A 16,511-nucleotide genomic window follows, 5' to 3' on the forward strand; every position below is an offset into this window, starting at 1 on the left:
AGGAAGAAAGGGATGACTATTTTGACCGCACACTCAATACGAAACATTGCACTGATGTTCTTATGTCTTACCGCAGGAATAGTGGATGTTATTGGCTATTTAAGCCTTGGGCATGTGTTTACAGCAAATATGACGGGAAATATTGTACTGCTTGGCATTGCAGCAGGCAGTTCATTGCAGTTAACCGCTCTTCATTCCATCACGGCACTTAGCGGATTTGTTCTAGGTGTTTTACTAGCTGTTGTCATAGGTGGAAAACAAGAAAAAACATTTTGGCCAAAAGCCGTTACACGCATCTTTATCATAGAAGTCATCATCTTGCTTCTATTTGCTCTTATGACCATTTTTCCTTATACGCAAGGTGCTTATTTTATGCTGATTATTCTTTTAAGTATGGCGATGGGCATGCAAACGGCGGCCGCACGTAAATTAAATGTCGCTGGCATTTCTACAACAGTTTTAACGAGTACACTTGCTAACTTATTTGAAGATTTGGCGCAGCGCTTATCAAATCGGGAAAAAAGAAAAGCCCCTATTCAGCATGTGAGCTTTCTGCGAATTGGATCTATTGTCTTTTACTGCCTAGGTGCTGCTTTAGCAGCATACACAGATGCGTACGATCCGTTTATCATCATTTGGCTGCCTATTTGCATCCTAGGGGTTATTGTAATCACAGCTACATTTAAGCACTTTCACCAATTGAAATAGCCAATCTTAGATGGCTATTTCAACCACTTTGATGAAACATTAATAACTTCTTACATAAAAACCAGGAGGACGCCCCATAATGAATGTGGAGCCATATGGAGAATATCCAGAAAACGTCCCGAACCCTCCATATCCAGGGTAACCTCCTAAGCCCGAGAACACGCCAGGGCTCACATAATACCCGCCAAAGCCAATATGAGGTCCCACTGCTCCACCGCTAAAACCGCCGCCATGAAAGCCTCCATACACCCGTGGATCCATACAATCACCTGCCTTCAACTTACACTTCATCTCATCATATGCGTGACAAATGGAGCGGTGTTCCCTCTTTTGTAACAATTTCTATGTACAATAGACCAATTTCATAAAATTTGAATGAAAAGTCCTGCAAAAAATTAAATTAAGCAAAGAAAGGTGACCTTTTTAACTTGTTGCTCTGCCCTATGTTTATTTAGAATAATGGAGCAGGTAACAAATTTGCACACCCCCTTTGTTGCGAATTCTTCTTATTAAACGTTCTTGCAGCGTTTAATAAGAAGAGCCTATTTTCACCCATATAAAAAACCCTTGCTGATGATCATCAACAAGGGCGAGATATGATTGGGTGATTAACCACCAATGATTTTTTCTGCTACTTCGAAAGAACCCGCTACATTTTCAGTTAAAACAGCCGCAGCGACCGCTAAACCCACAACGAATAATACTTTTAATCCTGTTTTCATCTTATATCAACCCCATTCTTTTCATATGTAAATCCGCTTCTAAACTTTTATTCAAGTAAAAAACAGACTGCTCATAAAGTGCTTGCTTTTCACAATACTTTGCAGCAAAGTGAGAAAGCTCTTTCACTTCATGATATTCATTCTTTTCTTCTAACTTTCTTAATTTCTCATTAATTTGCTGAAATCTTTGTGGCACATTCGTTAAGTAAAGATCATGTACGATGCCTATTTTGAGCTGAAACACTTCATGAGAAGCATCTTTTATTCGTGCATATGCAGCCTCTATATACTGGCTTGCGCGCTGCTTTTCACCAATCACACAGAGTTCCCGGCTGATCAGATACGTAGAATGGAAAAAGAAATCTGAATCATAATACTCTTGATGAGACAATGCTTTTTCAAGATGTCGTATGGATTCTTTCGGTTTATTCCAAAATGAATATAAAATGGCCACATTATGGTGGTGCTGAGCCAGCATAAAATCATCCTGTTCGCTCGTCAACACCTCTTCCGCTAAACGATAATTCTCAAGCGCTTCTTCGTACCTGCCAATCTCTGTAAGGTTGGCTGCAATAAGAGAATATGAAAGTGCAGTTCTTCTTTCATAGTGCTTGTGACGTTTATAGACGTGTAGAGCCCTGCGAATATAACTTAATGAAAGCATGATATGACTCAGGCGATAGTAAAGCCACGCGACCTTAAAATCGAAATCAGCGCGTTCGATTTCACTTGGAATTTTATCTAAGAGCTTTTCCGCACTTTGATACATCTGTAATGCAACCTCATAATTCCCCTGATGCTGTTCATACACACCCTCATAAAAATCAAAATAGTAAGCAAGGCGATTAGATAAATCATCATCTTTTTTCCCATAATGGCCTTCTTTACTTTTCGTTGAAACATTGCCTTTTTGCCCTCTTAAATTGTACATCAGAATATGATGCCTTTTCTCAAGAAGAGAATAATACATGAGGATGTCAGCATCATCAATTTCCTCTACTGCTTGTTTCGCTTTAGCAAATAGCCGTTCTGCCTCATCTGCATGATCTTTTTTGATTTCCATGTTCCAGTCATTTAATAGTGATGCCAATTCCGCCACAGGAACTTTGCTCATTCTACACCCCCAATCACCTTCAGCTACACCACATGATTTCACTAAATATGGAACTTCTATTAGCAATTGCTAATTCGTCCATTTGACATCATTTTAATATGAATCACTTGAATCTTCAATAACCGATTCCTTTGTTATTGCGTTTCTTTCTCCTAGTCAATGATGCATACACTAAAAATTCCGTCTTTTTTCTATTAAAGGACACGGTTGAATTGAAAAAAAAGCCCTTATTGGGCTTTTTGGATTTATTCCAATCTGATAATGGTTAATGCCGCTCCAACAGATCCCCCGCCAAGTAATACTACGGTTGCGACTAAACCGAATATTTGAAGAGAAATTTGATTCCCTGCTGCAAGTGTTGTAATGAGAGATACATTGTAGGTAGATGTAGATAAAGCAGGTGTTAAAATAGACCCTGCTATGGGTGTTCCGTTGTTAATCACCCTTGTTCCTGCCAGAAGTGCAGCGCTTGTATTTACTTGATACGTGATAAAATATCGCCCTGAAACAGGTACAGTAAACACCGTATTACCACCACTTACGGTAAATCCATCTAAACTTTGGTTATTAGGCAGCGTCACTGCCGTTCCGCCCAAAACAACCAGCACCGTACTTCCCGACGTATTGGATGCGTACATCGAATTAGTTGTTAAACTAGTACCGGTTGGACCTGTGGCACCTGTGGCTCCGGTTGGACCTGTGGCACCAGTTGTGCCCGTTGCACCGGTTGAACCCGTGGCTCCAGTCGGGCCGGTTATTCCTGTTGAACCCGTGGCTCCCGTTGGGCCAGTTACTCCCGTTGAGCCGGTTACTCCCGTTGGACCCGTCGATCCCGTTGAGCCCGTGGCTCCCGTTAAACCCGTCGATCCCGTTGAGCCCGTGGCTCCCGTTGGACCGGTTATTCCTGTTGAACCCGTGGCTCCCGTTGGGCCAGTTACTCCCGTTGAGCCCGTGGCTCCCGTTGGACCAGTTATTCCTGTTGAACCCGTGGCTCCCGTTGGACCCGTGACTCCGGTTGAACCCGTGGCTCCCGTTGGACCCGTGACTCCGGTTGAACCCGTGGCTCCCGTTGGGCCAGTTACTCCCGTTGAACCCGTGGCTCCCGTTGGGCCGGTTACTCCCGTTGGACCCGTGACTCCGGTTGAACCCGTGGCTCCCGTTGGACCAGTTATTCCTGTTGAACCCGTGGCTCCCGTTGGGCCAGTTACTCCGGTTGAACCCGTGGCTCCGGTTGGACCAGTTATTCCTGTTGAACCCGTGGCTCCCGTTGGACCGGTTACTCCTGTTGAACCTGTGGCTCCCGTTGGGCCAGTTACTCCGGTTGAACCCGTGGCTCCCGTTGGACCAGTTACTCCTGTTGAACCCGTGGCTCCAGTCGGACCAGTTATTCCTCCACACATATTAAGTTGGGCGCACATGTCTCACACTACTTTCAAACTGTGGAATTTTCAAGACATACACACTAATACTGATAATTGAGAGAAAACGAAACGACAATACTTCCAGTCGAGGTTCCACCAGTAGCTAAAATCCCAATCGAGTTCAGATCACTGAGCGTAATGGATCGACTCTCTCCTGGAGGTACCGTGAAATCAGGAACAGCTGTACCGTTTACCTCTAAAGCCACAGTAGGTGCTACAGCCACAATCCCATTGTTTTCCACCATGATGGTTCCGTTTATGACATAAGGTGTTCCATCTGTCCAGACGACAACTGCATCAGCTGCTGCTGCTAAATCAAGTGTGAAGCATACTGCATCATTTACAAAGCCCGCTTGTTCATTACTACATCCGCCTAAAATAGCCATTTTAACCCTCCTTCAACCTAGTCTTGATAGACTATGATCCATTGATATTGGATGATTGTGCGATTATCACAGCTTCAAAGCTTTATTTTTCTTCTTTGCACCATGTTGATTTGCATGTCTAATCGTGCTTGCACATTTTCAGTTGATGGAGATTTCAAGATAAATTTCACATCTTTCACAGTAATCGCACGACTTTCTCCTTTTTGGACAAGAAGATCATAACAAAATGTACCAGTGTGAATCCTAATTGCGACTGGTACATCCTGATGATCTTGATGATGCAACACAACAGTTGCCGTATTGAGAAATTTTGTTCCATTCCGCCATACTTCCACCGAACTGGGCGTTGTGGAAAAACAAAGAAAGATGTGGTGAGATTCTATGTTTTTTAAAATAAGCGCATCATATACAGGAAGCTCTACTTCAATGATTCCACATAAAAAAGAAAGATCTACAAGAATTTTCGAACTGGATCGATACAAAACTTTTTGACAGCATGTTGATCTATTGCAACACGGTACAAGAAGTTCCAACACCACACAATTCTGCTTTTCATTGATAGAACTCAAAGAAAAATAGCAAGTCTTAAACACACTTCTTTCAAAAAACACCCATGAGTAAAAAGGTTCCCCATCTTCCATGGTGAGCAAAAAGGGAGAACTCATCGAACGTTTGTGAGTAAAGCCTTCTAATTTTGTTTGATTGTTTATCTCTTTTAGTTTACTCATCAACAGGTTTGTCACTTTCAATCAGCCCAATTCCATGCTGTATACATAACTATATGGTCTTTTATCATATGTGCCTTTGACTATTTTGTGCGATTGGATTAGATGATGAGCATAGCTTTTCATTTTTCAAGTTTCTCTATATAATATGAACAAGAACTTCCGTGCCTCAGTAGCTCTAGAAGGGAAGAGCGCCGTAAAACAATTGTAGCTAGCGGGTCGCAAGGCAAGGGTTTCAGAAGCACCGAAAAGAAAATGAGCTGAGACAGGTGAAACTCCTGTCGGTGAAATTCCGTAGGGAAGCGTGTTGCCCCCTAGCCTATGCTTACGAAAGGAGTGCGGGTTCGAATCCCGTCTGAGGCTTGATGAATATGGAGGATGAAAACAATGCAGGTTTTTGAAGAATATGTAAGCAACATCGGTCATCCAGAGCTGAAACAGCGCATGCAAGACATCTTACAATGGATTTCAGACACATTCCCTCAATTAGAGCCAAGAATTGCTTGGAATCAGCCCATGTTCACAGATCATGGCACATTTATTATCGGATTTAGCGTCGCAAAACACCACATTTCTGTCGCACCAGAAGGAAAAGGGATTGATCACTTTTCAGCAGATATTGTACAAGCTGGTTATGACCATGGAAAAAAGATGTTTCGGATGAAAGAAAGCTTACCGATTGACTATCCTCTGCTAAAAAAAATCATCGAATTTAACATTGAAGACAAAGCAGATTGTACTACATTTTGGCGAAAGTAATAAACACCCCGATCTGATGTCATAACAGATTGGGGTGTTTTTTCGTGGGATTTACATTCTATTTGGTTCTCTCTCCTGCCCATTTCTGCTCCACCCATTCAAAGCACGACAGAAGTACATTAACGCCCTTGCGGAAAGCCAAAAGACCATACAAATAGAAAAAATAAAAAAGGTGCGTGATCTCTAGGAAAACAGTCGTTCTTTTCGATTAAAAGATTAACTTGATTCAATTCTGCAAAGGGCTGCTGATTGGAATAAAAGATCCCAGCTACTTTCCCTAGCACCTTTGCCAAAATAAAGGTCAACCCAGCAGATATCATCATCCATTCTTCTGCTCCGGTAACGAGCGAAAAAAACAATGAGATCATTTCACATTTTGTCACTTCGTTGTCATCCCAATACCAAGAAACCATGCACTATTTAGAATGATACTGCTCCCATTCTTTTTTCAGCAAAGCATATTGATAGGTATTTTCATATTTAGGTGTGCCATCTTCATTTGTAGTAAATGAAACAAACTCAAGAAAGAGGCCTTCCTTCCTCATGCCTAAACGCTCACATAATGTTTGAGATCGATCATTGTCATCCTCTACATATGCATATAAGCGTCTTGCTCCTTTATTGACAAATAGATATGACAAGAGCGCTTCAGCACTTTCACGGGCATATCCCTTTCCTTCATATGACGCATGAAAATTCCAGCCAATCGAATACGTATCCGGCTCATCTTTTAAATGAAACAGTTCACCGATAATCAACTGACTTTCTTTTAAACAAACCGCCATATAAGAGTGATCTGCTTTTCTTTTTTGCACCTTAGCGACCGCTTCTTCTAATGTAGAGATTTGATCATCCAGAAAACAATTTACTCTTGGTTGAGACAAGTATGCAAGCATTCCGGGTGCATCTTCATCACGAAATGGTCTAAGAATTAAACGATTTGTTTCTATTTTATCCATAAGACTCTCCTTACTACTTTTTCTTTATCTTTCACTATTTTAGATGTCATGGACTTTTTTTGCCAATTTGGTCGTATGAACGTATCCATTTTTTTAAACATAATGTCATCAAAACTGATATAATAGAACATAAGTTTGCATTTTATTGAAAAGGGATGACTTAAAATGATTAAAACGGTAGAAGGCAATATCTTAGACGCAGAAGAAGACATCATCTGTCACCAAGTGAATTGTAAGGGTGTCATGGGAGCAGGATTAGCAAAGCAAATCAAAAGCAAATACCCAAATGTGTATAAAGACTATAAACGGTTATGTGCAGAACAAGGAGATGATTTATTAAGCTCCGTCCAGTTCATCACAACGAGCGACGGAAAAACCATTGCCAACTTATTCGCCCAAGTTGGATACGGAAGAAAAACAAAACAAACAGATGACGACGCATTACGCAGCTGCTTTGAACATCTAAAACAGACAGTGACAAATCCAAATGAAAAGAACCCCCTTCATTCTATCGCCATTCCTTATGGGATCGGCTGCGGCTTGGCAGGCGGCGATTGGACGATTGTTCGAGAGATGATGGAAGAGGTCCTTGGTGAGTGTGAAGTGACTGTTTATCGGTTTAAATAGATGAAATGAGAAATTCCGATGAAAACAAATATTACAAAAACCCTCCTTCATTCATTTGGAGGGTCATTTGCTATTTTCTATTTTCTTCTTTATTTTTCAAATAATCTAGCACAGCTTCTTTATCTTCCTCATCTTCAGGTAGAAATCCGAACGTTTCGTATTCCCAAACGGCTATTCTTTGATCACCATCAATACCTAATGAGAAAATATCTTCATACCCATATTCAATCGAGAATTTACCTGAATGCTCCATCTCAAGCGTGAGATTAGTCCATGAACCATAATTATTTTTTTTATAAAATGTTTTTAACTGTCTAAATAATCGTGTTAATTCAACTAAAAAATCCATATATATTGATCTACTGATATTAAATAATTTAGGTATATTGTGCCCGTAAATAAACTCCTTATCACCCTTTTTTCTAAAGTAAAAAGTTATTTCTGCTTCGTGTTTGACCACTTCCGTATACATTCGTATTTTTTCCCATTCAACTGGAATGTTATCATGAATAAGTTCAGCTATTTTTTGATAGATAGAATCTATTGTTATGTTTTCCATATTATTCACCCTCCGATTTTATTTTCAATAATTAGATACTTTTCTTTTCCTTCTATGCTATAAAACACACCAAACTCAGAGGGTCTAATTGAATCATTTAAATATTTCGGCTCAATTATAACTTCTACACGCTTTGGTGGATCAGATGCTAATGCTTTTCTCCATTTCTGTTCCATCTCATACCATTTCCCGCCACTACGATTAATCTGCGAATTCATCGGCACCAGATTATCAATATCACCAGAACCTTTGAAAATAGTCGCAATTAAATGCCCACCATCATCATCCAGCAATCGATCCGGCTTACCTGAATTGGATTGAGCATATTGATTTCTTTTGACCTCTCCGTATTTTAAATCACTTGCTTCGACTTTGACAATACGTCCGTAGTGATCGGTTGTGTAGGTGTAACCTTGTTTGGTTGAATAGACAACATTAGGTTTTAGCACTTTTTTACGTTTCCATCTCACATAATGATCTCCGTAACTGACAACAGTCGGTGGTGATTTTGGTGCCGGTAAGCGTCTGCCTGTCTTAGAGATTCCGTATCCTGAGTTGTTGTCTAGACGCTTTGCCATGGAGAGAAGTTTATTTTTGAGATTTTCTCCATCAAACACGTTATACGGCAGCTTCGGGCCACCAGCCATTTGAAACTTTGGTGAGTATGGCAATAGATTCGGAATGGTGACGTTACCGATTGATTTTGCTCCTTGTTCAAGGCCTTTCTTCATTGTTGTTTTGGCAGCTGTTGTCCCTGTTTTTGTGATGGCTCCTGCCCCTTTAGAACCAAAGACAATTTCTGCAAGAGAACCAGTCGCATAGGCGAACCAGTGTGACCGTGAATACGCGTCACCATTTATGACTTCTTTTTGGAATGAGTCTGAAATCGATTTTCCAATCGCTTTCGATGTTTCAATTGGATGTGAAACAGCCGTTACAACTGATTCCACAGCCCCACCAGGGTCAGTGACAAGATCATAGATTCCGGTCACTGTATCTTTTGCCACATCATATAGACCAACTGCAGCACCTTTTACACTATCAATGAACACCTCCGATGCTTCTTCCTGTGCTTTGATGTGGAGAAGCTGACTGTAATACATTTTTTGATCATATGTGAGATTCTCATAACCGATCTCATCTACAATCTCAAAGTATTTCGCTTCTGATAGACACGAAGGATCATTGAGCTTTTCTTTCAGTTCTTTGATTCTTCTTTTTTCTTTTTCTTCTTTTTTCACCTTTAAATAGGCTTTCACTTGAGCATCAATCTGATCATGGTTCTTGTACACGTCTGTCTCATGAAATGCTTTTGCATCATAATACATTGGCTGAGCATTTTTTCCTTTTCCAGTAGCAGCCATCATCTTTGCATAAAAAGTGTTGAGGTGGTTCTCAACCGCTTCTGACTTTGCGTATTCCGTTTTTAAATCATTGTCTATTTGATGTAAAACTTCAATGGTCTCTTTTCTTTTTTTGTTCGCATCGTCTAAATGTTCATTGACCTCTTTACTTGAAAAAGTATGTAATTCAATTAAATCACTGATATCGTCAAAAATAGTGGAAAGTGCCTCTTTTTGTTCTTTGACCATATCTTTATTGTTCTGAATCCCTTGTTTCAATTGAGTGTCTAAAAAGTGCTCATCAATAAAAGTACTCCCGCCTAATGATTCATCATCAAGCTTTCCTTTCACCCCATCTAAAAAAGCTTTCTGCATATCGATAAAATCAAGATATGTGTCTGTGTACAGCGCAAGATCCTCATAAAAAGATTTGATATTGTCTGCACCTTTTCCAGTAAATTCATCACCTAAGCCCGACACACTTTTTAATGCTTTTTTCACAAGTTTCATTTCTTCTTGAAGCTCATGATAGGCCTTTGATCTCTGTTCTACAGCTGATAGTAAAGATGGAGCATCTAATATTTTCATATAAAAAAGACTCCTTTTATGGCATATTCTTTTACTAGAATACCATAAGGAGCCTGACACTTTAATCCACTTTATCGTTTTTTAACCAATTTTGAAGGATTTGAACATACTCATTGAATGAGATGCTGTTATTAATAGGAATTAATAAGGAATGCTAATAAAGAGAAGGGCTTCACTCTTCTCTTATCTATCTCCATATACAAAGCTATATTCTGTAACTAAATCATCTCCCCAACTATCGCTAAAACTTATTGAAGCTGGGCCAACACTAATGGAAATACCATTTATTGTTGCATAAGTGTGATGATATTTTGTGATAATATTTGCAGGATCTCCTTTTTTAGACTTTGGAACGAGTACATCTCTATCCATCGTTATAAATTGAGTATCTCCATAGCCAGGTGAAAGAATAACTCCATGACCATAATTTTTGTATGAGTCTGTATCAGCTGATAGTTGTTTATCTTCTGTTACATGTGTGAGGCCACCTTTACCGTCAGCAACGGCCTTTTGTTGCTGCCAATACCCCTCAAAAGTACCTGATAAAGGGACTGCAGATGTATCCCAAGCTACTGCAAACGCATCTTTCTTATGGTTAACAGGCTTTTTAAACCATTCGGCATAAGAATGATATTGATATTTATAATTAGTTCCAGATGTACCTTTATAAAAAACTTGTTGAGAAACAAGCAGTTTGCTATTTGTTGCCGGATCGGTTGGCGGTAAAGATGATAAGGTATGTATTTTATCAGATTCTCCTAAATCACCATTATCTTTCAACCCTACATCTTCGTATGAAATACTTTTTCCTGTGAGCTTTTTATACTTCTTTATGTCCTCTAATTTTGTTTTTGCAATCCGCTTTTCATTCTCAGAATTATATTCAATTCTTTCTCCATCTAGTGAATTATAATATGTAGTAGACTTGACAACTTCAAGTTTGACTGAATGTTCTTGGCTTGTATTATCTTTAGTTTCCTTACTTTTTGCACTTGAAATACCCCCAAACATTGTCAATGAGAATACGAAAGCTAGTAAAATGAGTATGAACCTGATTTTCATCCCAAACACCTCCGCCCACACACTACCATATAAAGAAAAAACCGTAAATATCTCAAGTATGGTTTTTATTATAAGAAAATACAAAGATTAGAATTAACCAAAAAGACAATACTTCAAACAGTCCACTGTTGTATATTTTTGAAAAAGGTAAAATCAAAGTAAAATATGTTAAAATGATGGCTCCTAACAACATGTATAATGTGCTTTTCATATACATCCCCCAACAATTTTTTCTCAACGATATCATATTTTTTAAGACCTTTCAAAAATGATTTAGCAAAGTTGCTCTTATAGTCTACACTTGGTAGGCAGTACTCACATAGATTACTTTCACGTTCAAACTCCATCACAACTTCATCAAATTATGATAGCAATCATTAAGACAATTATTAATATTTTGCATCTCAAATCACTTGGGCTTGTAATGCCACCCTGTAATATTCTGTTTACCATTCATTTATTTATTTTCATACCTATATGTGAAGAAAGAACTTTCTCCATCAATTACTCCCTTATATTACATGCAGGAATTTACAATGGACCGAAAAGATACCGAAAAAAACTCCTGTAAAGGAGTCTTGTGATAGTGATGGATTTGATATGAAATTTGTTTATAAAAATACATCATTTAAAGTTATTGATAATTGTATACAATGCTTTTTTTAGCACAACCTTATCATCATTTGACAAGTTTTGGAGCGCTGTATTGTTCAGCTCAATTGTTGCTGCTTCAACTTTTTCTCTAATGGCTAAAGATTTTTGAGTCGCCTCTACTAAAATATTTCTTCGATTTTTTGGATCTATTGTGCGTTCAATTAAGTCAGCTTTTTGCATTTTATCTAAAATTCCAGAAACTGTTGAGGCTTCTAAATACACAAGTTCTCCAATTTGTTTGGGAGATAGCTGGCCCTCTCTCCACAAACAGTTCAACACACCATATTGAGCGGGTGTCAAATCATATTCCTCTAAAAGCTTACTAAAGTACTTAAACACTTTATTTTGACTAACACTTAGTAAAAAATTTATGCACTCTGATAATTCCATTTTATCTCCCCCACATTGACTTCACCTATAATATCATGGTAGTTTTTTAATTGAAATACTTTTGCACCAGAAATGTTTTGTCATAACATATTTTTAGAGAGGAAGATAAATAGTGGATTCATTTAAAGCGATTCTAGTGACAGAAAAAAATGATCAAGTTAGTTATGATCTTCAAAATGTAAGTGTGAATGATTTATCTGAAGGAGAAGTATTAATTAAAGTTGCATATTCTTCAATCAATTATAAAGATATGCTGGCTGTTCAAAAAAATGGAGGTGTTATTCGTAACTATCCGATGATTCCCGGAATTGATTTAAGTGGAACGATCGTTCATACAACAGATCATCGTTTCGTAGAAGGTCAACAAGTGATTGTCACAGGTTTCGCTATGGGCATGAGCCACACTGGAGGTTTTTCAGAATATGCTAGAGTACCTGCGGATTGGATTGTTCCTTTGCCAAATAACTTGACTTTAAAAGAAGCAATGACTTTTGGAACAGCAGGCTTTACAGCCGCTCTTTCGATCATGGCTTTACAGGAAAATGGAATGAATACAAAAAATCAACCTCATATACTCGTTACAGGTTCAACTGGTGGAGTTGGTAGCATCGCGATACAATTATTATCTAAAATTGGGTACAAAAATATTCATGCTTTAGTGCGTAAAGATCATCAAGTTGACATTGCAAAATCTTTAGGAGCAACTGATGTCATTTTTGCAAACGAGTTAGGAGAGCTCAAAAAACCATTAAACAAGCAAAAATATGACTTCGTCTTAGATACCGTAGGAGGAGATGTGGCTTCTGTCATAATCCCTCAAATTTCTTATGGTGGAAGCATGAGCATGTGCGGGAATGCAGGTGGAATTAAATTAACAACAACTGTGTTACCTTTTATTTTAAGAGGGATCAACCTTCTAGGGATCGATTCTGTAAATGTACCAATCAATAAACGCAAAGTCATTTGGAACGAGATAGCAAACGAATGGAATATCGCCCAAACGACTCTAGTCAATGAGATTACTCTCGATACGTTACCTGAAACAATTGAAGCCATTAAAAATGGCCAACATTTAGGAAGAACAATTATTAAATATTAAACTCTATTTGAACTATATTATACAAGACTACCAATCCATATACCCCATGCTCTTAGAGCATCAATACCAAGTAAACACAAAGCTAAAAAAGGTGAAACTATACTCCACTAAATAATAAAAGAAAAACCCTATTATAAGAGTTTTTCTTTTTTGGAATCGTAGTCTTTAATAATATCAATTGGATCAATCGCATCATCATCTTGTGTATATTCCTCTACATAAGGAGTAATTAATTTCTCAAACTGCTTTTCATCATCCACTAGAGCAATACAAGTTTCATACCCTTCAAAATCAGATGGGTATAAATTTGCAACAGCACTACCGTTTTTTAAAGCCTGATCTATCGCATTTTTTAATTCCAATAGACCCTTTCTGTTTCCTAAAATCAATGCTTCTCTGTGATGAGTTTCTTGAGCATATATATTACACATCTCTAAAACATCATCATCGTTCACTTGAATAGACATATAAAAGCACCTCCGAAGTTAAATGTCAACATGCCAAAGAGCCATGACCTCAAACGTCTGATCCCAATAGTGATTGCGGACACCGCAAACAAAAATAGCTCAAACTACTTAACTGTACTTTGCTCCTTTTTATATTTCATTACTTTTATAATTCTATAAACTATTACAGCAACATAGCACACAACTAAGGTAATCAGATATTCAAAAGGAAAATCTCTTTGTACACCTTGATAAAGAAAAATTGCTAAAAGGACTGTAAACAAAATTATTTGAAAAACTTCTTTTTTTATCATCCAAATCCTCCGATATACTTTCACTTACGTTTTATACTTTTAATTACAATCCAGAGAAAGTTATGTTACCGTGAAATTATAAAACAATCAGTTTCAACATTCTACAGTCAGTTCCATATTTAGGATTTAAGTAACAAAATTGAAAGTATGTACTATATTTGTTTTTACCTCAAATTGTTTTCTTCTCTTTCTTCATAAAAACATCTTGAAATTCTTCATACATTTTTTCAGCTTTTCAGAATCCCATACTTTATACAGCTCTCACATAAATATATACAGTGAAATTGGGTAATACCCATATTTTCTCTAACTGACATTAAAAGTTTCCTCTTCAAAAAGCTTAATAAATTCATTTGTTTTTTAGTATCTCTATACGCTGCCATCAAAGTAAATGGAGCATCTAATATAAAAAAGACTCCATTATGGCATATTCTTTTATACCATAAGGAGCCTGACACTTTAATCCACTTTATCATTTTTTAAACAATTATACTTCGCAGTGATGAATTAAAACCCTATCCCTTTTATGATCCTGCACCTCTTGAGGAAAGTAACACTATCTCATCTTTAACATCTGACTGAGTTTGTTGTACAACAGGCATTCCAAGAATTGTACCTAATAGCAAAGCAGTAGTAATCATCATCATTACTTTTTTCATGATCATATGACCTCCTTTCCTATAAGCGTACAAGATTTTAAAGCCAATTCCAAGAAATAGTTACTTTCTTCATAAAGATTTAACTTCTTATAAATGGAGGCAACATCAGGAGCTAAAGCCTCTATATCAACATATGCTTTTCTTTCTTCCAAAAGTCCTAGTTCTTTCTTAATATCCTCAGAGCTTTCCTGTGGTGTTGTATAACATTTCTCAAGGATATTGAATTTCAAAATAAAGTTTGTGTTCTGCTGTTCTTTAGAAAAGGCTTTCCCCTCAGCAACCCAACTTATTGCCTGATCCAACTGATTTGATTTATAGCTTGATCTTGCAAATTCATACGCACATTGTAAGTATGAAACGGGAGCTGACTGTTTTAGATCATCTGCGGAAATTGCTTTGTTGAAATATTCAATTGCTTCTATATGGTGGTCATCCTGAATTTTTAGAAATCCTAGATCATAATAAGCTAACGCTAACAATCTCTTATCATTCTTTTCAATTAGTCTCTCAACACAATCCAAAAGCATTTTTTCAGCTTTGTCTAGTCTACCATCATCAATCAAATTCAGTGCCAACAACATATTACAGTTTATGGTCTGTATGCTGTAGCCTTCATGACCCTTGTAGATGTCCTTTGCTGTTTGTAGATGATGGTGAGAAAGGAGCGTGACCTTATTGAAATAGTAGAGTGTACCAATTTTATAATGGAATTCGGCCTTTTCAATTTCATCATGTACCTTGTCCAGTTGTCTCTCAGCTACTCTGAATAGGACTAGAGCTTCTGAATAGTTATTCTTTGCACTCTCATACATACCTTTAAAAAGATAAAAGTAAAACCTTAGCATGTCATCTGTTTTGACTCTTTCACTTTCTGTTATTGTTGGTTGCCCCACTAAATCTTCCATCAGTACCTTAAACCTGTAATCAAGAATATTGAAATAGAGTAAAACATCTTGATTTTCTTCCATTTCGTCTAACATATCTTGAATCTCATCCCTCAACTCTACTGCTTGTGAAACTTCCCTCTTTTTAATATGTAAATACCATTTGTTGAGAGTGTTTGCTACATCTACAGAAGCAATCAAATTCGACATTCCATTACCCCCTTGCTATCATTTCCTTTGTATAATTTTAACATGACATTTACAACATATGTAAAGACAAGGTGCTTATTTTAAAAGTTTTCGGTATCCCGCAAAATACATGAAATCCAAACCGTTAATCAAACTTTTGTTCTCATTCGCTATTTAGAAGTTTTTCAAAAATAAAATAAAGTAAAGTGTAGATTTTTGATTTACTTAAATAAAAAGAAGGACTTAGATGAACACAGGGTTATTTAAATGTTTTATTGGGAATGCGCCTAAAGAAGAACTTGATAGGATACTTCATATTTCACTATGTAAGGAGGAACCTGAATTGATTGAAGAAGCAAAAGAGCTTTGCTTTAGAGGTGTAGCAAAGTTTCTTCCGTTTAATTCTCGTTCTACTATTGGCTTTGTTAACAACATTTCAATTATTTTGATAGCCTTTTATTTAGTTCCCACAAAGCTGTTTTGTTACTATCCCATTTTAAAAGAGTTACCGCTTCCTCAAAACACACCCATTTATAATCAACGTGTTCTTTAGATAATTTAATATTTTTTGTAGAAACTTTAACGCCAAAAGAAAATTCTTTTATCACATAAACATCTTTTCCCCAAAGAAATTCACCAACTACATCCTCTACGGGTAGTGAAGACACAGAATCGAGTGTTATATATGGACATTCTCTTATAATACCAGCCTCTTCAAACGCTTCCCGTTTTGCTGCTTCAATAGGAGCCTCACCATCTTCCCCACCACCAGCTATTCCTTGCCAATAACCATAATCGCTTCGATGAAAAATAGCATATAGAATGGAATTTTCAGTTTCTATATAAGGAAATATCAATACTTGATACGGTGCTCTCATTGCTTAACCTCTTTTTCTTAAAATT

The 16,511-nt window shown here is 37.5% G+C and carries 20 protein-coding genes; 4 read left to right on the forward strand and 16 right to left on the reverse strand.

What is annotated here, in order from left to right; genetic code table 11:
• Nucleotides 1-12 precede the first annotated feature (12 nt).
• Nucleotides 13-708, forward strand: coding sequence for a YoaK family protein (locus FBF75_RS00705; RefSeq protein WP_035700895.1), 696 nt, complete (start codon nucleotides 13-15; stop codon nucleotides 706-708).
• Nucleotides 709-747: 39 nt separating this feature from the next.
• On the opposite strand, the gene FBF75_RS00710 is transcribed toward FBF75_RS00705, so the two are convergent.
• The 5 genes from FBF75_RS00710 to FBF75_RS00730 form a co-directional block, all read right to left on the reverse strand.
• The gene (locus FBF75_RS00710; RefSeq protein WP_008343948.1) at nucleotides 748-969 is read right to left on the reverse strand and encodes a hypothetical protein; all 222 of its coding nucleotides are present in this window, start codon (nucleotides 967-969) and stop codon (nucleotides 748-750) included.
• A gap of 462 nt (nucleotides 970-1,431) precedes the next feature.
• Nucleotides 1,432-2,544, reverse strand: coding sequence for a response regulator aspartate phosphatase (locus FBF75_RS00715; RefSeq protein ID WP_041092242.1), 1,113 nt, complete (start codon nucleotides 2,542-2,544; stop codon nucleotides 1,432-1,434).
• A 245-nt stretch (nucleotides 2,545-2,789) separates the two neighbouring features.
• A complete protein-coding gene (locus FBF75_RS00720; RefSeq protein WP_205826474.1) occupies nucleotides 2,790-3,962 on the reverse strand; it encodes a BclA C-terminal domain-containing protein in 1,173 nt (390 codons plus the stop codon).
• Between the two features lie 44 nt (nucleotides 3,963-4,006).
• Nucleotides 4,007-4,351, reverse strand: coding sequence for a DUF3992 domain-containing protein (locus tag FBF75_RS00725; RefSeq protein ID WP_008343952.1), 345 nt, complete (start codon nucleotides 4,349-4,351; stop codon nucleotides 4,007-4,009).
• Nucleotides 4,352-4,425: 74 nt separating this feature from the next.
• A complete protein-coding gene (locus FBF75_RS00730) occupies nucleotides 4,426-5,079 on the reverse strand; it encodes a CotZ-related putative spore coat protein (protein ID WP_024720419.1) in 654 nt (217 codons plus the stop codon).
• 384 nt (nucleotides 5,080-5,463) lie between these two features.
• On the opposite strand from FBF75_RS00730, the gene FBF75_RS00735 reads away from it, so the two are divergent.
• Nucleotides 5,464-5,835, forward strand: coding sequence for an iron chaperone (locus FBF75_RS00735; protein ID WP_017357912.1), 372 nt, complete (start codon nucleotides 5,464-5,466; stop codon nucleotides 5,833-5,835).
• A 119-nt stretch (nucleotides 5,836-5,954) separates the two neighbouring features.
• Here FBF75_RS00735 and FBF75_RS00740 read toward each other — a convergent pair whose 3' ends face one another.
• Both FBF75_RS00740 and FBF75_RS00745 read right to left on the reverse strand, forming a co-directional pair.
• The gene (locus FBF75_RS00740; RefSeq protein WP_240692305.1) at nucleotides 5,955-6,218 is read right to left on the reverse strand and encodes a phosphatase PAP2 family protein; all 264 of its coding nucleotides are present in this window, start codon (nucleotides 6,216-6,218) and stop codon (nucleotides 5,955-5,957) included.
• A gap of 33 nt (nucleotides 6,219-6,251) precedes the next feature.
• Nucleotides 6,252-6,794 (reverse strand): GNAT family N-acetyltransferase, encoded by a 543-nt coding sequence (locus FBF75_RS00745; RefSeq protein ID WP_025207380.1) that lies wholly within the window; start codon nucleotides 6,792-6,794, stop codon nucleotides 6,252-6,254.
• A gap of 165 nt (nucleotides 6,795-6,959) precedes the next feature.
• On the opposite strand from FBF75_RS00745, the gene FBF75_RS00750 reads away from it, so the two are divergent.
• Nucleotides 6,960-7,421, forward strand: a complete 462-nt coding sequence (locus FBF75_RS00750; protein ID WP_025207379.1) for a macro domain-containing protein — start codon at nucleotides 6,960-6,962, stop codon at nucleotides 7,419-7,421.
• A gap of 70 nt (nucleotides 7,422-7,491) precedes the next feature.
• On the opposite strand, the gene FBF75_RS00755 is transcribed toward FBF75_RS00750, so the two are convergent.
• From FBF75_RS00755 to FBF75_RS00770, 4 genes are all read right to left on the reverse strand, one after another.
• Nucleotides 7,492-7,980: an immunity protein YezG family protein gene (locus tag FBF75_RS00755; protein ID WP_136944345.1), complete on the reverse strand. Its 489-nt coding sequence runs from the start codon at nucleotides 7,978-7,980 to the stop codon at nucleotides 7,492-7,494.
• 5 nt (nucleotides 7,981-7,985) lie between these two features.
• A complete protein-coding gene (locus FBF75_RS00760; RefSeq protein ID WP_136944346.1) occupies nucleotides 7,986-9,911 on the reverse strand; it encodes a T7SS effector LXG polymorphic toxin in 1,926 nt (641 codons plus the stop codon).
• A gap of 183 nt (nucleotides 9,912-10,094) precedes the next feature.
• Nucleotides 10,095-10,973 (reverse strand): hypothetical protein, encoded by an 879-nt coding sequence (locus FBF75_RS00765; RefSeq protein WP_136944347.1) that lies wholly within the window; start codon nucleotides 10,971-10,973, stop codon nucleotides 10,095-10,097.
• Nucleotides 10,974-11,597: 624 nt separating this feature from the next.
• Entirely contained in the window at nucleotides 11,598-12,017 is a 420-nt protein-coding gene (locus FBF75_RS00770) for a MarR family winged helix-turn-helix transcriptional regulator (protein WP_136944348.1), read from the reverse strand.
• A 112-nt stretch (nucleotides 12,018-12,129) separates the two neighbouring features.
• Between FBF75_RS00770 and FBF75_RS00775 the strand changes: the two genes are divergently transcribed.
• Nucleotides 12,130-13,116, forward strand: a complete 987-nt coding sequence (locus tag FBF75_RS00775) for a YhdH/YhfP family quinone oxidoreductase (RefSeq protein ID WP_136944349.1) — start codon at nucleotides 12,130-12,132, stop codon at nucleotides 13,114-13,116.
• A 131-nt stretch (nucleotides 13,117-13,247) separates the two neighbouring features.
• On the opposite strand, the gene FBF75_RS00780 is transcribed toward FBF75_RS00775, so the two are convergent.
• The 5 genes from FBF75_RS00780 to FBF75_RS00795 form a co-directional block, all read right to left on the reverse strand.
• The gene (locus tag FBF75_RS00780) at nucleotides 13,248-13,583 is read right to left on the reverse strand and encodes a hypothetical protein (RefSeq protein ID WP_136944350.1); all 336 of its coding nucleotides are present in this window, start codon (nucleotides 13,581-13,583) and stop codon (nucleotides 13,248-13,250) included.
• A 104-nt stretch (nucleotides 13,584-13,687) separates the two neighbouring features.
• Nucleotides 13,688-13,876 carry a hypothetical protein gene (locus tag FBF75_RS00785; RefSeq protein ID WP_017357918.1) on the reverse strand — a complete coding sequence of 63 codons (189 nt, stop codon included), beginning with the start codon at nucleotides 13,874-13,876 and terminating at the stop codon, nucleotides 13,688-13,690.
• A gap of 524 nt (nucleotides 13,877-14,400) precedes the next feature.
• Nucleotides 14,401-14,535 carry a hypothetical protein gene (locus tag FBF75_RS19900; RefSeq protein ID WP_255201816.1) on the reverse strand — a complete coding sequence of 45 codons (135 nt, stop codon included), beginning with the start codon at nucleotides 14,533-14,535 and terminating at the stop codon, nucleotides 14,401-14,403.
• 2 nt (nucleotides 14,536-14,537) lie between these two features.
• The gene (locus FBF75_RS00790) at nucleotides 14,538-15,629 is read right to left on the reverse strand and encodes a Rap family tetratricopeptide repeat protein (RefSeq protein WP_017359022.1); all 1,092 of its coding nucleotides are present in this window, start codon (nucleotides 15,627-15,629) and stop codon (nucleotides 14,538-14,540) included.
• Nucleotides 15,630-16,048: 419 nt separating this feature from the next.
• Nucleotides 16,049-16,486 carry an NUDIX hydrolase gene (locus FBF75_RS00795; RefSeq protein WP_017359023.1) on the reverse strand — a complete coding sequence of 146 codons (438 nt, stop codon included), beginning with the start codon at nucleotides 16,484-16,486 and terminating at the stop codon, nucleotides 16,049-16,051.
• Nucleotides 16,487-16,511: the final 25 nt, after the last annotated feature.

The organism is Bacillus sp. S2(2019) (assembly GCF_005144805.1).
GTDB classification, from domain to species: Bacteria; Bacillota; Bacilli; order Bacillales; family Bacillaceae; genus Bacillus; species Bacillus altitudinis.